Annotated in this window: 17 protein-coding genes and 1 pseudogene; 15 read left to right on the top strand and 3 right to left on the bottom strand. The window is 64.3% G+C overall.

Annotated elements, in window-relative coordinates; translation table 11 throughout:
- Positions 1-17: 17 nt before the first annotated feature.
- The 5 genes and pseudogenes from LX70_RS02850 to LX70_RS02830 form a co-directional block, all read left to right on the top strand.
- Complete coding sequence (locus LX70_RS02850) at positions 18-1,145, top strand: UDP-3-O-(3-hydroxymyristoyl)glucosamine N-acyltransferase (RefSeq protein ID WP_105513010.1); 1,128 nt, start codon at positions 18-20, stop codon at positions 1,143-1,145.
- Positions 1,129-1,404: an acyl carrier protein gene (locus LX70_RS02845; RefSeq protein WP_105513009.1), complete on the top strand. Its 276-nt coding sequence runs from the start codon at positions 1,129-1,131 to the stop codon at positions 1,402-1,404. Before LX70_RS02850 ends, LX70_RS02845 begins: the two co-directional genes overlap by 17 nt.
- Complete coding sequence (locus LX70_RS02840) at positions 1,401-2,609, top strand: beta-ketoacyl-[acyl-carrier-protein] synthase family protein (RefSeq protein ID WP_105513008.1); 1,209 nt, start codon at positions 1,401-1,403, stop codon at positions 2,607-2,609. Before LX70_RS02845 ends, LX70_RS02840 begins: the two co-directional genes overlap by 4 nt.
- Before the next feature lie 115 nt (positions 2,610-2,724).
- Positions 2,725-2,982, top strand: a complete 258-nt coding sequence (locus LX70_RS02835; protein WP_105513007.1) for a type II toxin-antitoxin system ParD family antitoxin — start codon at positions 2,725-2,727, stop codon at positions 2,980-2,982.
- 12 nt (positions 2,983-2,994) lie between these two features.
- Positions 2,995-3,273: pseudogene (locus LX70_RS02830) on the top strand (type II toxin-antitoxin system RelE/ParE family toxin); the annotation flags it as partial.
- A 116-nt stretch (positions 3,274-3,389) separates the two neighbouring features.
- Here LX70_RS02830 and LX70_RS02825 read toward each other — a convergent pair.
- Positions 3,390-4,052, bottom strand: a complete 663-nt coding sequence (locus tag LX70_RS02825; protein ID WP_105513006.1) for an invasion associated locus B family protein — start codon at positions 4,050-4,052, stop codon at positions 3,390-3,392.
- Positions 4,053-4,481: 429 nt separating this feature from the next.
- Here LX70_RS02825 and LX70_RS02820 point away from each other — a divergent pair, with 429 nt between their 5' ends.
- Both LX70_RS02820 and LX70_RS02815 read left to right on the top strand, forming a co-directional pair.
- Entirely contained in the window at positions 4,482-6,026 is a 1,545-nt protein-coding gene (locus LX70_RS02820) for a helicase HerA-like domain-containing protein (RefSeq protein ID WP_245884904.1), read from the top strand.
- A gap of 44 nt (positions 6,027-6,070) precedes the next feature.
- Entirely contained in the window at positions 6,071-6,415 is a 345-nt protein-coding gene (locus LX70_RS02815; protein WP_105513005.1) for a nuclear transport factor 2 family protein, read from the top strand.
- A gap of 7 nt (positions 6,416-6,422) precedes the next feature.
- On the opposite strand, the gene LX70_RS02810 is transcribed toward LX70_RS02815, so the two are convergent.
- Positions 6,423-6,611 carry a hypothetical protein gene (locus LX70_RS02810; protein ID WP_105513004.1) on the bottom strand — a complete coding sequence of 63 codons (189 nt, stop codon included), beginning with the start codon at positions 6,609-6,611 and terminating at the stop codon, positions 6,423-6,425.
- A 117-nt stretch (positions 6,612-6,728) separates the two neighbouring features.
- Positions 6,729-7,082 (bottom strand): RidA family protein, encoded by a 354-nt coding sequence (locus LX70_RS02805; RefSeq protein ID WP_105513003.1) that lies wholly within the window; start codon positions 7,080-7,082, stop codon positions 6,729-6,731.
- Between the two features lie 267 nt (positions 7,083-7,349).
- On the opposite strand from LX70_RS02805, the gene LX70_RS02800 reads away from it, so the two are divergent.
- From LX70_RS02800 to LX70_RS02760, 8 genes are all read left to right on the top strand, one after another.
- A complete protein-coding gene (locus LX70_RS02800; protein ID WP_170076099.1) occupies positions 7,350-8,462 on the top strand; it encodes a tyrosine-type recombinase/integrase in 1,113 nt (370 codons plus the stop codon).
- A gap of 258 nt (positions 8,463-8,720) precedes the next feature.
- Positions 8,721-8,921 (top strand): helix-turn-helix transcriptional regulator, encoded by a 201-nt coding sequence (locus LX70_RS02795; RefSeq protein WP_105513001.1) that lies wholly within the window; start codon positions 8,721-8,723, stop codon positions 8,919-8,921.
- 5 nt (positions 8,922-8,926) lie between these two features.
- On the top strand, positions 8,927-10,360 hold the full coding sequence (locus LX70_RS02790; RefSeq protein WP_146111533.1) for a TOTE conflict system archaeo-eukaryotic primase domain-containing protein: 1,434 nt from the start codon (positions 8,927-8,929) through the stop codon (positions 10,358-10,360).
- Positions 10,361-11,132: 772 nt separating this feature from the next.
- Positions 11,133-11,315: a hypothetical protein gene (locus LX70_RS02785; protein WP_105512999.1), complete on the top strand. Its 183-nt coding sequence runs from the start codon at positions 11,133-11,135 to the stop codon at positions 11,313-11,315.
- 326 nt (positions 11,316-11,641) lie between these two features.
- Positions 11,642-11,905, top strand: coding sequence for a hypothetical protein (locus LX70_RS02775; protein ID WP_105512997.1), 264 nt, complete (start codon positions 11,642-11,644; stop codon positions 11,903-11,905).
- Positions 11,906-11,910: 5 nt separating this feature from the next.
- A complete protein-coding gene (locus tag LX70_RS02770; RefSeq protein ID WP_105513564.1) occupies positions 11,911-13,266 on the top strand; it encodes a DUF4055 domain-containing protein in 1,356 nt (451 codons plus the stop codon).
- Between the two features lie 3 nt (positions 13,267-13,269).
- On the top strand, positions 13,270-13,974 hold the full coding sequence (locus LX70_RS02765; protein WP_105512996.1) for a hypothetical protein: 705 nt from the start codon (positions 13,270-13,272) through the stop codon (positions 13,972-13,974).
- A gap of 152 nt (positions 13,975-14,126) precedes the next feature.
- A complete protein-coding gene (locus tag LX70_RS02760; protein ID WP_105512995.1) occupies positions 14,127-14,489 on the top strand; it encodes a hypothetical protein in 363 nt (120 codons plus the stop codon).

Below are 14,489 nucleotides of genomic sequence, written 5' to 3'. Positions count from 1 at the left end.
CTGCTTCCGGTGCCGACATGTCCTATTCGATTGCCGAGATCGCCCGCGCGCTGGATGCCCGCGCCGAGGGGGATGTTGAGTTCCGCGTCACCCGCGCGGCCGAGCCTGCGATGGCCGGGCCGGAGGACCTCGCCCTTGCCATGAACCCGGCCTATGCCGACGGGCTGACCCAGGGCGCGGCGCAGGCCGCGATCCTCTGGGACGGGGCGGATCGGGCCGCCCTTGGCCTGCGCGCCGCGATCTTCGTCGCGCGGCCGCGTCTGGCCATGTCGGGCCTGACCCGGACCCTCGATCCCGGCCCGAAGATCGCGCCGGGCATCCACCCCAGCGCGGTCATCGACGCCTCGGCCGTGATCGGCCCCGGCGCGGCCATCGGCCCCTTCGTGGTGATCGGCGAGGGCGTGCGGATCGGCCCCAAGGCCCGTATCGTGTCCCATGCGACCATCGCCGAGGGGGCAGAGATCGGGGCCGGGGCGCTGATCCATTCCGGCGCCCGGATCGGCGCGCGGGTGCGGATCGGCGACCGCCTGATCTGCCAGCCCGGCGCGGTGATCGGCGCGGACGGCTATTCCTTCGTCACGCCCGAGAAATCGGGGGTGGAGGAGATCCGCCAGACCCTTGGCGAACGGAGCGAGATCCGCCAGCAAAGCTGGTTGCGTATCCATTCGCTCGGCACGGTGGAGATCGGCGACGATGTGGAGATCGGCGCCAATTGCACCATCGACCGCGGCACCATCCGGGCGACGAAGATCGGGTCCGGCACCAAGCTCGATAACCTCGTCCATATCGCCCATAACGTCACGGTGGGGCGTGACACGCTGCTTTGCGGTCAGGTCGGCATCGCCGGGTCCTCGCGCATCGGCGACCGGGTGGTGCTGGGCGGCCAGTGCGGCGTGGGGGATAACCTTTTCGTCGGCGATGACGTGATCGCGGGCGGCGCGACCAAGATCATGACCAACGCCCCGGCGGGCCGCGTCCTTCTGGGCTATCCGGCGATGAAGATGGACACCCATGTCGATGCGCAGAAAAACATCCGCCGGCTGGGCCGTCTTTACGCGCAGGTGGCCGAGCTTCGTGAAGCTGTTACGTCCCTGATGCAAGACCCCGGCAACAAGGAGAACACAGAAGATGGCGGCAAAAACTGACATCCGCGACCGGGTCATCGCGATCATCGCCGAACAGGCGGTGCTGGACCCCGATCAGGTCAGCCCCGAGATGACGCTGGACGATCTGGGCATCGACAGCCTTGGCCGGGTGGAATCGATCTTCGCGTTCGAAGAGGCGTTCGACATCTCGGTCCCCTTCAACGCCAATGACCCCGACGAGGGCGCGTTCGACATCTCCTCGGTCGGCTCGATCATCGCCGAGGTCGAAAAGCTGGTCGCCCAGAAGTCCGCCGCATGAGGCGCGTGGCCATTACCGGCGCGGGGACGATCAACGCGCTTGGCCATGACGTCCCCTCCACCCTTGCCGCGATGCGCGAGGGGCGCTGTGGCATCGGCCCGCTGGAATTCCGCGATGTCGAACGGCTGTCGATCCGCATCGGCGGGCAGGTGCGCGGATGGGACGCGGAACGCCAGTTCAACCGTCAGGAAATCGCGCTTTACGACCGCTTCACGCAGTTCACCATGCTGGCCGCGAAACAGGCGGTGGACCAGTCTGGGCTGGATTTTCGCGGCAAGATGGGCCTCGATTGCGGCGTCGTCCTTGGCACCGCCGGGGGCGGGGTCACGACCTGGGACGAGAATTACCGCACGGTTTACGAGGAGGGGAAGAACCGCGTTCACCCCTTCGTGGTGCCGAAGCTGATGAACAACGCCGCCGCCAGCCATGTCAGCATGGAATATGCGCTGCGCGGGCCGTCCTTCACCGTGGCGACGGCCTGCGCGTCGTCGAACCACGCGATGGGGCTGGCCTTCCAGATGGTGCGGTCCGGCGCCGCGCGGGCGATGATCACCGGGGGGGCAGAGGCGATGCTCTGTTTCGGCGGCATCAAGGCGTGGGAAGGCCTGCGCGTCATGTCCAAGGACGCCTGCCGCCCCTTCAGCGCCAACCGCAACGGCATGGTGCAGGGCGAGGGGGCGGGCGTCTTCGTCTTCGAGGACTGGGACCACGCCCGGGCGCGGGGGGCCGAGATACTGGCCGAGGTCGCGGGGTTTTCCATGACCTCGGACGCGGCCGACATCGTCATGCCCAGCCAGGCGGGCGCGCAGCGCGCCATCGCCGGGGCGCTTGAGGATGCGCGGCTGGCGCCGGAAGAGGTCGGCTATGTCAACGCCCATGGCACCGGGACGGCGGCCAATGACAAGACCGAATGCGCCGCCGTGGCCCATGCCTTCGGCGCCCATGCCGACCGGCTGATGATTTCCTCCACCAAGTCGATGCACGGCCATGTGATCGGCGGCACCGGCGCGGTGGAGCTTCTGGCCTGCATCATGGCGCTGCGCGACGGGATCATCGCCCCGACCGTGGGGTACGAGGAGCCGGACCCGGAATGCGCGCTGGACGTGGTCCCGAACGCGGCGCGCGACGCGCGTGTGACGGCGGTGCTGTCGAACGCCTTCGCCTTCGGGGGCCTGAACGCGGTGCTGGCCTTGCGGCGGGCGTAAGCGCGCGCCCGGTAGTTGCGCCGTTCCCGGTGGTATAAAACCCTTACCCCGATGCGACCAATCGACAGGACGGTGGTATTGGCATATATTGCCAATATCTTGGCAGGAGGTTCGCATGGTCACCCGAAACGTCGTTCTGACCGACACGCAATCCGACCTCGTCGACCGGCTGGTCGCGTCCGGGCGCTATCAGAATGCTTCTGAGGCGCTGCGCGCGGGGTTGCGCCTTCTGGAGCGTGAGGAGGCCGAAAGCGGCGACCTGCGCAGGCGGTTGATCGCCGGGCTGGAACAGGCCCGGCTGGGCGATCTGGTGGAGGGAAGCGGAGAGGATGCCGTGCGCCGTGCCTTCGCTGCCGCCCGCGAAGACCTCTGATCCGGGGACGCGATGCCGAAACCCTGGCGTCTGACACGGGCGGCACAAGCCGCGTTGATCGACATCGCCCGCTGGACGGTCGAAAGCTTCGGGCCGCGTCAGGCGGCGGCCTATGAGGAGGACCTGATTGCCGTTTGCCGCGCCATCGCCAGGGGCGAGGCCCCGTCACAGGATTGCCGGAGGCTGATCGACCCGAACCTGCCCGAGGATCTGCGCTTTGCGCGGGCGGGCGCGCATTTCGTGATCTTCATCGAGGAGGCCGGGCAGGTGATCATCATTGATTTCCTTCACGCCCGGTCGGATCTGCCGCGACGACTTGCCGATCTGCCGCCCGCGCGGGGGCGTAACGCAAAACGCCGCCCGGCGGGTCGCGGGGCGGCGTTGCGTTCGTTCAAAGCGGCGGGCGTTTACTGCGCCGGGGCCTCTGCCGCGCCGCCGGTCTTGGTCGCCAGCGCCTCTTCCGCCTTCTTCTGCGCCTCAAGCGCGGCGGTGAAGCCCTTCAGCGACACATCCAGCGTCACCTTGGCGTTCGGATTGCCGACCGGAACGATGGTCACCGCAGCCTTGTTGCCCTTCTTCATCTTGCCGACCTCCTCCTCGGTAAAGCCGAGACGGGCGTAGCAGCCGACGGGGGTGCAGAAGCTGAACGGATAGGCCTGCGGCTTGCCGTCATCGACCGCGAAGGCAAGCTGTTCGGTCAAAAGCGTCTCAAGCGGCGTGATGACATTGGCCCCGACCGAGACCTTGCCGCCATTTTGCAGCGAGATCATCGAGATTTCAGAGACCGGGTTGCCGTTCTTGTCGCGCAGAAGCTGATAGATCTGGCAGGGATCGGCGCCGTCGGCGGTGCGCACGCAGCGCAGTTCCCAGTCGTCGAAGGTTTCGGCCGTATAGGGCTGGCCGATCCCGTCGGGCGCGGCCTGGGCATCGGCGGGGGCTGCCGCATCGGCCGCGGGCGCGGCATCGGCCGCGGGGGCCTGATCGGCGGGCGCGGCGGTGTCCTGCGCGGCGGCGGGCAGCGCCGCGGCCAGCGAGAGCAAGAGCGTCAGGGTCTTGGAAATTGCAGCCATGATATCTTTCCGTTCTGGTAATTCGGTGGTGCTGCGTGGCCTTAGCACGGCGCCGGGGCGCTGTCAGCGGGCAAACCGTCACGTTCCGGTGGGGGCGGCGACAGGCCGCTTCCCGGCGGCACCCGGCCCAAAACGAAAGGGCCTCCGCAGAGGCCCTTTCATATTCGTACGCTCCCTGTCGGACAGGCCGACTTAGTCATTGCCGCGAACGCTATTCAACTCCTCCCCATGCGTCAACCGGAAAAATTTCAAGGCCCAGAAATTTGATTTTTCAGGAAAAAAAGCCGCGCCAAGGGGGCGCGGCCAGTCAGACAGGGAGGAAGAAAGCCCGCCTGGGCCAAGGCCCCTGCGGATGGGAAGAAGACTGGCGCCGGAAGATTAAGATTGTATTGTGGCCCCGAACGACGGCCGCGAATTGAGGGGTGTACGGTGCTGACGGAGAACGGGATTTTCGTGGGGGGCGGGGGCGAAGGGTATGCCACGCCTCAGGAACTTCTGTTGAAATATGGAAATCGCCACGGGCTTATCGCGGGCGCGACCGGCACCGGCAAGACGGTTACCTTGCAGATCCTCGCCGAAGGGCTGTCGGCCGCCGGGGTTCCGGTCTTCCTGTCGGACGTGAAGGGCGACCTTGCCGGGCTCGCGGTTGCCGGTTCGCCCGAAGGCAAGCTGCACGACGCCTTCATGAAGCGCTGCGCGACCATCGGCTATGATCTGGCCTATCAGGCCTTCCCGGTCGCCTTCTGGGACCTCTTCGGCGAACAGGGCCATCCGATTCGTGCGACCGTCGCGGAAATGGGGCCGCTTCTCTTGTCGCGCCTGATGGACCTGAGCGAGGCGCAGGAAGGTGTGCTGAACATCGCCTTCCGCCTGTCGGATGAGGAAGGCCTGCCGCTTCTCGACCTCAAGGATCTTCAGGCGATGCTGGTCTGGATCGGCCAGAACGCGGCCGAGATCGGCTTGCGCTATGGCAATGTCTCCCCGGCCACCGTCGGCGCGATCCAGCGGCAGTTGCTGGTGCTGGAAAATCAGGGCGGGACGAAGCTTTTCGGCGAACCGGCGCTGGATCTGGCCGACATGATGCGGGTGGGTGCGGACGGGCGCGGGCAGGTCAACATCCTTGCCGCCGACAAGCTGATGGCCTCACCCCGGCTTTACGCGACTTTCCTGCTCTGGCTCCTGTCGGAACTCTTCGAGGAACTGCCGGAGGTCGGCGATCCCGACAAACCGAAATTCGTCTTCTTCTTCGACGAGGCGCATCTTCTGTTCGAGGACGCGCCCAAGGCGCTGACCGACAAGGTGGAACAGGTCGCGCGTCTGATCCGGTCCAAGGGCGTGGGCGTCTATTTCATCACCCAGAACCCTGCCGACGTGCCGGACGACATCCTTGGCCAGCTTGGCAACCGGGTCCAGCACGCGCTGCGCGCCTTCACCGCCAAGGACCAGCGCGATCTGGCGCGGGCGGCACAGAACTATCGCCCCAACCCGCGCTTCGACACCGAAACCGCGATCAAGGAGGTCGGCACGGGCGAGGCGGTGACATCGCTTCTTCAGGCCAAGGGTGTGCCGGGGATCGTCGAACGCACGCTTGTCCGTCCGCCCGCCAGCCAGCTTGGCCCGATCACCCCCGATCAGCGCAAGGCGGCACTGGCCGCGACCGGGCTGGGGGCGAAATACGATACGGCCGTGGATCGCGATTCCGCCTATGAACGCCTTCAGGTGCGCGCCGAGACCGCCGCCAAGGCCGCCGCCGAGGCGGAGGCCGAGGAAGAGAAGATGAAGGCGGAGTTGCGGGAGCTGAAACAGGCGCGGCGCTATGACGGCAAGACGGTGGGCCGGTCCACCGCGCGCCGGACGTCGCGGTCCGACAGCCTTGCCACGACGTTCGGCAAAAGCCTTGCCCGGCAGCTTGGCACCAAATCCGGCCAGGCGCTGGTGCGCGGCATCCTCGGATCGCTCTTCAAGTCGCGTTAGGAGGCGGGGCGGTCGCTGGCCCAGCACGGAAAGGACGGTACGGCATGACCGATCAGACAGACCTCTGGCAGCTTGAGGAAAGCTTCTGGCTTGGCGGGGCAGAGACCTTTCGCAGCACAATGGCCGACGGCGCGGTGATGGTCTTTCCCTATCCGGCGGGTATCCTTCAGGGCGACGGGATCGCCGACAGCGTCGCGCGCGCCCCGCGCTGGCGGTCGGTGCTGATGTCCGAGAGGCGGATCAATCTTCGCGGGAACGTCGCGGTCCTTGCCTACAAGGCCGAGGCTGAACGCGAAGGGGCGCCGATCCAGACCATGCTTTGCGCCTCGACCTATGTGCGCGAAGAGGGCGGCTGGCGGCTGATGTCGCATCAGCAGACACCGGCCTGACGGCGCCCTAGCCGAAGATCAGCCAGAAGATCCCGCCCCAGGCGGCGAGCGAGAGAAGAAGGACGGGCAGCAGCCACCAGCCGAAGGGCAGGACCCGTCCGTTCAGGTCGTCGTCCACCGGGTCATAGCGCGGGCGTGACGGCCTGATGGCCTTCCGCCTGACCTCGAACCACTTGATGTTGGCGTATTGGGCCATCCCGCCGCATCCCCTCGATGGTTTGGCACGACCCGAGGGTCGTTACTCAACCTTAAGGCGAATTGCGGCGGGAGGCCATTGTTAATTCTTTCCGAGGTGGAAACAGTCTATCGCCGGTCAGGCGACGGCTGCGTCCACGATGATCTCCACCAGATAGTCCGGCGTCGCAAGGCTCGCCTCACCCGTGGCGCGGGCGGGGGCGTGGCCTTCGGGGACCCAGGCGTCCCAGACGGCGTTCATCGCGGCAAAGTCGCGGTTGATGTCGGCGAGCCAGATCTGCGCCCGCAGCATCCGCGTCTTGTCCGACCCGGCCAGCGCCAGAAGGCGGTCGATCTCGGCCAGAATGTCCCTGGTCTGCTGGCCCGCGTCCCCGCCGGGCTCGCCCACGACGCCCGCAAGACGGATAGTGCCGTCATGGATGACAACGTTCGACATGCGTTTGCCGGTCTCGATTCGGGTGATATTCGACATGATCCATCCTCTGCTGAGATTTCCTCCCCGTGACTAGCGGGTGGGGAGGGGAAAGGGAACGGGGGATGGAGCGGGTGAAGGGAATCGAACCCTCGTCGTAAGCTTGGGAAGCATGTGTGTTTGGTTCGAGAACATTTGAACGCCTTGGAAAGTGGTTGAAATCATTGCACTAATCGTTGATCGTCGTCCGAGTGCGTGGTAGCGCGTTTGATAACGCTGACTACAAAACGCCTACAGAAAGGGCGATGGGCGATGGCGAGTGAGAGGATGAAGTTCACGGAGGCGGCGGTGAAGACCGCTGCGCCGAACGCGAAATTCTGGGACACCGAGATCAAGGGTTTCGGCCTGTTCACGGGGAAGGAGACGAAAACCTTCTACTTCCAGAAGGACGTGAAGGGGAAGACGGTCAGGACGAAGCTCGGCACCTGGCCGGAAACACGCGTGGCAGATGCCCGGTACGAAGCCGGTCTTCTCGTCGGGGAATACGCCTCGGGAGCCGTTGCGAAGCGCCTGCGCGCGGCAAAGATTCCGACGCTGACCGAGGCGACGGCCGCCTACATCGCGCGGCCGAAACTGCGGTCAGAGGCGAACAAGGATCAGGTGAAGTCGCAGATGGAAAGCCATCTGAAAGCCTGGCTCAAGCGCCCCCTGGACGAGATCACGAAGGCGGATTGCGTTGCGGCCCACAGCCGGATCGCAGTCGAGCGGGAGGGCGTCAACTCTCGCGGGCGTCCCTGCATGATCGGCGGGGAGCGCGTGGCCAACCATGTCCTGAAATCCTTCCGCTCGATCTGGAACCATGCGCGCCGGACGCATGACCTTCCCGAATGCCCGACGGTGGCCGTCGAGTGGTTCCCGGAGGAGCCGTCGCATCGGATCATCGACGACCTCGACGCATGGAAGAAAGCGGTCGATGCCATCGAGAATCCCGTCCACCGCGCCTATTACTACTTCCTGCTGCTCACCGGCTTGCGCAAGGAGGAGGCGATGACCCTGCGGTGGGAGCAGGTGTTTGACGATCACCTGCATCTGCCCGAGACGAAGAACGGCCGCGCCTTCAACCTGCCGCTTCTGCCCGAGCATCACGCCATCCTCGAACCGATGCGCGCATACCGTTCGGAATACGTCTTCCACGGCACCCGCCACGCCGTTCACCTGCGCGCGCCCACGCGTCTCGCTTGGTCCGCGCACGACCACCGCCGCACCTTTGCGACCTTCGCGGAGAACGAGGGCGGCTTGCTTGAAGAAACGGTCGGCCGCCTGCTGAACCACACCCCGACGTCGGTCACGGGGGCGCGGTATATCGTCGTCGGACACGAGCGGTTGCGCGCCCCGATGGAGCAGATCATCTCGGCGTTTAAACGCAGGGGCCTGATCTAACTGGGGAATTTCTGACTCTACCTTGTTGTGGTCCTTGTAATGCGTCTGAAAGCGCACTACATTCTTTCTTACTGAACCCGTCTTGGCCGTGATGAACGTGGCGGCCGAATGACTGCGGAAACGCGTGGGGTAGTGCGGCAGAGGTAGCTGGGCGGAGCCCGATCCTGATGGATGGGTAAACCGCCGCTAAGCGGAAAACCTCGGCACCCACGGGACGCGCAGTGAGACATCTAACCCTTGAACGGGGAGATGCTCGCTATGCGCGACACCCAGAATGAATACCTCGACACGGCGCAAGCCGCTCACTACCTCGGCTATTCCAAGTCGAACCTCGAACTGTGGCGCACCATGTCGCCGCGGCGCGGCCCGGACTATTTCAAGGCCGCCGGGCGCGTGAAGTACAAGAAATCCGATCTCGATGCCTGGATGGAAGCCGGCCGCGTGAAGGCGGGTGGCTGATCATCATGGAATGTTTGCGACTCTGGCGGAACCTCGCTGACAAGAGCGGGTATTCTGTCCGTGCCTGGGATACGGCGAAGAACAAGTGGTACTATCGGCCGATCAATGAACCATTGACCGACGATGAACTGCGCGAGCATCTGAAACGTGGCGAAGATTGCCGCGCGATCTGGCTCAACGTCGGCACAGAAACCGCGCCCGACGCGCGCGACCATACTCGCTTCATGATCTTCGACTTCGACGATCACAATCAGCGCCTGACCCAAGACGAGATCATTGCCCGCTACCGCGCCGTCGCGACGGTGCTCGACGAGCATGAAATCCCGGCCTACGGCTTTATCTCGGGCAGCGGTCACGGCGCACATATCTGGGTCACCTTCAAGACGCCGAAGCGCGTGGACCAGGTGAAAGAGCAGGCCGACTTCATCCTGAAAAAGGCTGGCCTCGAACGTAAGGCCGGTGGCGAACTCGCGGACGGTTTCGTTGAGGTGCTGCCGAAGGGCGCGGGACAGCAGGTTTGTGCGCTGCCGTTCGGCAGGCAATCACACCGGCTGGTTCTGCTCGACGCGGGTGCCTGGACCACTTCGGACGACGACTTCATCGTGTTCGAATACGCGGGCAAAAAAGCCGGTCGCAAGAAGGCCGCTGACACCACCTCAGAAGACCGCGATGCGGCCTTTGACGCCTTCATCCAGAAGTACGACCCCGACAACCGCGACGATTGGGGCGCTGCGGGCATCTGCCTGCAAGCCGCCTTCGGCAAGGAAAGCGAGTGGGCGCGCGGTCGTTGGGTCGCGTGGTCGCAGACGTCGAGGGCGTTCAAGCCGGGTGACGACCGCGAATGGGACAAGCTGTCATCCGCGAAGAAATACTCGGCACTGTCGTTCTGGCGTTTTGCGCAAGAGCACGGCTACACGGGCAAGGTACCCTTCACGGCAACCGAGAAGCGCAAGCTGCTCGCCCTCGACTTCCTGTCCGACGTCCGCATTCTGCGCGATCAATCCGACGTTGCCTATGCCGAGTTGAAGCCGCGTGAATGGGTGCGCATCGACACGAATGACTTCCGCAACAGTTGCGCGCTTGGCATGTACCGGGCGAACCAAAAGATCCCGGCCGAGCAAGACGTGAAGTCGGCCCAGATGATCGCTCAGGCTCAGGCATCCGAAACTGCGCCCGAGCATGTCGATCTGCGGTTCGCGCGCGTCGGCGGCAATGCGCGGGCGATCTCGCCCCGGATCGTGCAGGCGTCGGGCTTGATCGAGAAGACGCACGGCTGGCGCATGACGCGCGGGCACAACCGCGAGTTCGTCTTCGAGAAGGTCGAGGATGTTGAGGCATCGGTCGAAGACATCATCGCCATGCACAAGCAGCACATGGCCGAACTGACGACACAGGCCGAAGAAAGGGCGCGTGGGGCACAGGTGGATGTGCCGTTTTAATGGATGGCGCCATCCATTCGGGAAAATTAATGGATGGAGGTTTTCGGGGGCGTCTTCGGGCGTCCCCGTTGCTTTGAGCGCCATCCATTAATTCATGGCGGTTTGCTGTGTTGTGGTGTCTTCGGGCGCGTTGCTGTGCGCTCGGGCGATGGCAGCCTCGCAAAGGCGCAAAATGGGGGCGAGCGCAACATCCATGACGAAAAATCAATGGATGGATGGAGGCAAACATCCATGTATTTCTGGTCGCGCAAGGGAATAGAACGTCCATCCATCCATTAATTAAATGTATGGCATGTTAGAAAATGGGGTGGTTTGCGCCTTTGCGAGGCCGATCACGGTCACGTCGCCACTCACAGTCAGGGAAGGGCGTCCGCTAAGGACTGTATGCAACTGCATACAATCTGCGCCGCCTGCAAAGTCACTACAAACCGCCGACTACGCGCCGCCCAACCTAATTGAAAGCAAAGCGTTATTCGCGATTAGAACGTATGCTGCGTGAGCATGTGATCTAGGACGTATGCAGCCAACGCATAGGTAATCGGAAAAGGCATGACGTGCTTGCATAAGTCCTCAAGTTCATCGAATGACCCCCCTTTTTCCAGAGAGGGAACCCCGGGACCACAGTCAGCGCCATTTTTCAGAGAATCCATGTCACCCCGCCCACCACCTAGAACACCGCAGCCGCCCCGCCGCGCTACCTCATTGCTCCGGTCGCGTTTCCCTGGTCGCCCCGCGATGATCCTCGCACCACCCCTGAACGGAGACCCCGGTGATGAAGACTGACGTAAGCAATGCCGTAGAAATCGCCCTCAGCCGCCTCGTTGTCGCCCACTCGATCAAGGCGGCCGTTGCGCTGGACCCGAAAGCGGCAGCGGGTGTTCGCCAAGGCGCGCACGAGGCGCTGGTTGCCGCATCCTGGAAATTCGTTGAAGCCATGCAAGCCGCCAACGCCTGACCATGGTCTGCCTCGTCAACGGCACCCTCGCGCGCATCCCTCGTTACCCCGACCGCCACACCGCGCGCGAGACAGAGCAGCCGCTCTATTCGCCCGACGCCTCCGAGCAATGCCCCGACCATCCCACCAGCGCCCACCTCACCAGAACCGGCCAATGCCTCGCCTGCTGGCGCGCCGGGCAATCTGCAACGCTCTGCAACGGTCGCCCGCTGGGCATTGCAATCGCTGGCACCGATGATCGTCACGCGCATGGCCCTCATCCGGTGGACGAGGCAGCGCGCTAGTCCTTTCCACCCTCGTCCACCGACCCCACACAGGAACCTTCAATGCAAAGATACACCCTCGACGATCACGGGGAGACCACGCAGATCACGGGCGCGACTGACTCGTCGTCCTGGACGTTCACCGTGCCCATGGCGAAGGCGTCGCTCGTCGCCGCGATCAAAGCGCTGCTCGATGAACCGGAAACTCGCGAGCAGATTGCCGGTGCGATCTTCCTCGTGAAGAATTCGACCGATCTCAAGATTCATGTCGGCTCGGGCTGCGCGGTCATCCCGCTCGTCCATGTCTTCCCCTTCGTGATGGCGTGATCCCGATGCCCATCCGCCAAGGCCTCAGCAGCCAATATAAGCTGATCCGCACCTGCCTTGAGGGCGACGATGCCGTGAAACAGGCGGGCGAGTGGCTAACGCCTCGGCCGGACGCGATGACCGCCCAGCAGTATGCCGCCTATCTCAATCGTGGGCACTTCTCGGGCGTGCCGGAGATGACGTTGCGCGCCTTGGTCGGCATCGCGGGCCGCAAGGCCCCTGTGGTTCGCCTCCCTTCTCGGCTGGAACCCCTTCGCCTCAACGCGACCGACGACAACGCGCCGCTGTCGATCCTCCTGGAAGACGTGCTGCGCGATGTGCTGTCTCTGGGTCGCGTTGGGTTGCTGCTCGATTTTCCGGCCAGCGGCACATCGGTCAACACGGTGCCTCACATCGCCCGGTTCGAGGCCGAGTGCGTCGCGGACTACACCACGGCTTTCGTGGATGGCCGCAAGGTGCTGACCCGCGTGGTGCTCGAGGCAGACGAAGACTTCGACGGTTCCCAGGTCCACTACGAACTGCTCCTGGAAGACACCATCTACAAGTTCCGCCGCTTCATCCTGGACGACCAGAAGAACCGGGTGAACGTAGGCGAAGAAGTGATCCCCACGGTCAACGGCAAAGCGCTCAACGCCATCCCATTCGTCCTGCTGTCCCATGAAGGCATCCGGCCCGAAGACGTCACGCCGCCCTTCCTGTCGCTGTGCAAGACGGCCCTCGCACACTTCGCCACCTCCTGCGACCGCCGCCACGCGCTGCACCTGACGGCCAGCCCGACGCCCTGGATTTCCGGCTCCGTGCCCGCGAACAAGGTGCCGCAAGCCATCGGCGCGGGTGCGCTGTGGCTGCTGCCCGAGAACTGCCAGGTCGGCCAGTTGGAATTTACGGGTGCAGGCGTCTCGGCCATGCGCGACGAGATGGCCGATCTCGAATCCATGATGGTCTCGATGGGCGCGCGGATGCTCTCGACCACCATCAACCGCAACGAAGACATCTCGACCGCTTCGATGCGGACGCGTTCGGAACTGTCGCTGCTTCACGGCGCGGTCGTCTCGACGGAAGCCGCCCTCAACTTCCTGCTGCGCTTGGCCGCCGAGTGGGTTGGCGCATCGCCTGACGAGACGTGCATCACCCTGTCGCGCGACTTCCTGGAAGTCACGGCAGACCCGAAGATGATCGAGGCCAATCTCAAGCTTTGGCAATCGGGTGCGATCTCGCGGCAGACTTTGTGGGAGAACCTGCAACAGGGCGAAGTCGCCCCAGCAGACCGCACCTGGGAAGAGGAAAAGACCTTGATCGAGGAGGAGGGCGGCGACCTGTCGCCACCCTTCCCGATCCTGGGCGCGGGCGGCCTGAACTGACCTATGACGCCGGAATCCCGCCTCGTCTCCGCGATCATCGCTCAAGTGATCCGGGACCTCTTCGGGGGTCTCGGTTCGACTGTATCTGACACAATGCGCACTTCGACGCGTTTGTCTGCCTTGCGCTGGCTGACAGCCGAGAAGGGTGCAGATGCTGCGGACCGCAACCACCTCTGCTCCCTCGTCGGCCTCGACGGCGACGTGCTGCGGCGTCGCACTATCGCCATCTTGGACCGCAAGCTGCCGCCCCCTTTGATGCCCGACGGGCGCTCGCTGACCGACTTCTCGGCAGATGCTCTGGCGCTGTGGGCTGAGAAGAAGGCGCGAGATGCGAACACCGCCGAAGCCACCGCCGCCCGTGAAGCGGCCCATGCGGACTGGCTCGCCCGTCGCAAAACGGACGCAGAAAAGCGCCGCGCGGAAGCAGCAGCCGCCGAACGCAACGCGGCAGCCGAGAGGGCAAGGGCCACAGCGGACGAAGAACGCCGCCTCGCGAAGGCCATCGAACAGGATGCGAAGCTCAAGCAGTCGGCAGCCATCTTGCGGCACCTGCGCGAAGGCCCGAAGACCCTGCGGGAACTGTTCTTCGACATGGGCGGGACCATGGACAAGGAGGCCCTTAGGTGGCGTCTCGACAAGGCGCGCAAAGCCGGGCTGGCCGAGTTGGACGGCATTACCTGGAAATTGGCAGCGCGCGCAGCGGCTTAGGGCGGACTGCTGCGTTCTGTGGTCGAGTGGACTCCACGGAATGTCGCATATTGAACGCGTAGGAGCGGGGTTCCTGCTGCACTTCCACGTTCAGGGAAAGGCAGGCTCTCGGGCCTGCCTTTTTCTTTGCCTAGAACGTGAAAGGAAACTCCATGTCCGAAGAAAACGACGCGCTTCTCGCCAAGTTCATCGAGAAGGCATCGCCCCGCCTCCTGGAAAGCATGTCGGAACTGCTGACGAAGCAGATCGACGAGAAGCTGTCCGGCGTGGTCGAGCACAATCGTCGCCTCCTGGATGAAATCAAGGATGCGAAGCGGCAACGCGAACAGTCAGCCGCTGACTTCTCGCAACTCAAGACCCTTCTGGAGCGTGGCGACTCCCCGGCGGCAATCAAATCCATCCTGACGCCCGAGCCGATCCGGCTCACTCGCGAGCAGGCGCGCGATCCCGCCATCTATCGCCGGGCGAAGGCGCAGGCACAGGCGAATGGCACCTCCATCGAGATCGTGGAGTGA

Source organism: Albidovulum denitrificans (assembly GCF_002973535.1).
GTDB lineage: Bacteria > Pseudomonadota > Alphaproteobacteria > Rhodobacterales > Rhodobacteraceae > Albidovulum > Albidovulum denitrificans.
The sequence above is the reverse complement of the archived record's forward strand: the minus strand, read 5'-3'. Positions and strand labels throughout refer to the sequence as shown.

What these genes read in the sequence shown, in the direction of transcription:
- LX70_RS02835 (WP_105513007.1), top strand. Translation starts at nt 2,725, where the DNA reads ATGGTCACCCGAAACGTCGTTCTGACCGACACGCAATCCGACCTCGTC.
- LX70_RS02760 (WP_105512995.1), top strand. Translation starts at nt 14,127, where the DNA reads ATGTCCGAAGAAAACGACGCGCTTCTCGCCAAGTTCATCGAGAAGGCA.
- LX70_RS02825 (WP_105513006.1), bottom strand. Translation starts at nt 4,052, where the DNA reads ATGGCTGCAATTTCCAAGACCCTGACGCTCTTGCTCTCGCTGGCCGCG.
- LX70_RS02810 (WP_105513004.1), bottom strand. Translation starts at nt 6,611, where the DNA reads ATGGCCCAATACGCCAACATCAAGTGGTTCGAGGTCAGGCGGAAGGCC.
- LX70_RS02845 (WP_105513009.1), top strand. Translation starts at nt 1,129, where the DNA reads ATGGCGGCAAAAACTGACATCCGCGACCGGGTCATCGCGATCATCGCC.
- LX70_RS02815 (WP_105513005.1), top strand. Translation starts at nt 6,071, where the DNA reads ATGACCGATCAGACAGACCTCTGGCAGCTTGAGGAAAGCTTCTGGCTT.
- LX70_RS02790 (WP_146111533.1), top strand. Translation starts at nt 8,927, where the DNA reads ATGGAATGTTTGCGACTCTGGCGGAACCTCGCTGACAAGAGCGGGTAT.
- LX70_RS02770 (WP_105513564.1), top strand. Translation starts at nt 11,911, where the DNA reads ATGCCCATCCGCCAAGGCCTCAGCAGCCAATATAAGCTGATCCGCACC.
- LX70_RS02840 (WP_105513008.1), top strand. Translation starts at nt 1,401, where the DNA reads ATGAGGCGCGTGGCCATTACCGGCGCGGGGACGATCAACGCGCTTGGC.
- LX70_RS02805 (WP_105513003.1), bottom strand. Translation starts at nt 7,082, where the DNA reads ATGTCGAATATCACCCGAATCGAGACCGGCAAACGCATGTCGAACGTT.
- LX70_RS02800 (WP_170076099.1), top strand. Translation starts at nt 7,350, where the DNA reads ATGAAGTTCACGGAGGCGGCGGTGAAGACCGCTGCGCCGAACGCGAAA.
- LX70_RS02785 (WP_105512999.1), top strand. Translation starts at nt 11,133, where the DNA reads ATGAAGACTGACGTAAGCAATGCCGTAGAAATCGCCCTCAGCCGCCTC.
- LX70_RS02765 (WP_105512996.1), top strand. Translation starts at nt 13,270, where the DNA reads ATGACGCCGGAATCCCGCCTCGTCTCCGCGATCATCGCTCAAGTGATC.
- LX70_RS02850 (WP_105513010.1), top strand. Translation starts at nt 18, where the DNA reads ATGTCCTATTCGATTGCCGAGATCGCCCGCGCGCTGGATGCCCGCGCC.
- LX70_RS02795 (WP_105513001.1), top strand. Translation starts at nt 8,721, where the DNA reads ATGCGCGACACCCAGAATGAATACCTCGACACGGCGCAAGCCGCTCAC.
- LX70_RS02775 (WP_105512997.1), top strand. Translation starts at nt 11,642, where the DNA reads ATGCAAAGATACACCCTCGACGATCACGGGGAGACCACGCAGATCACG.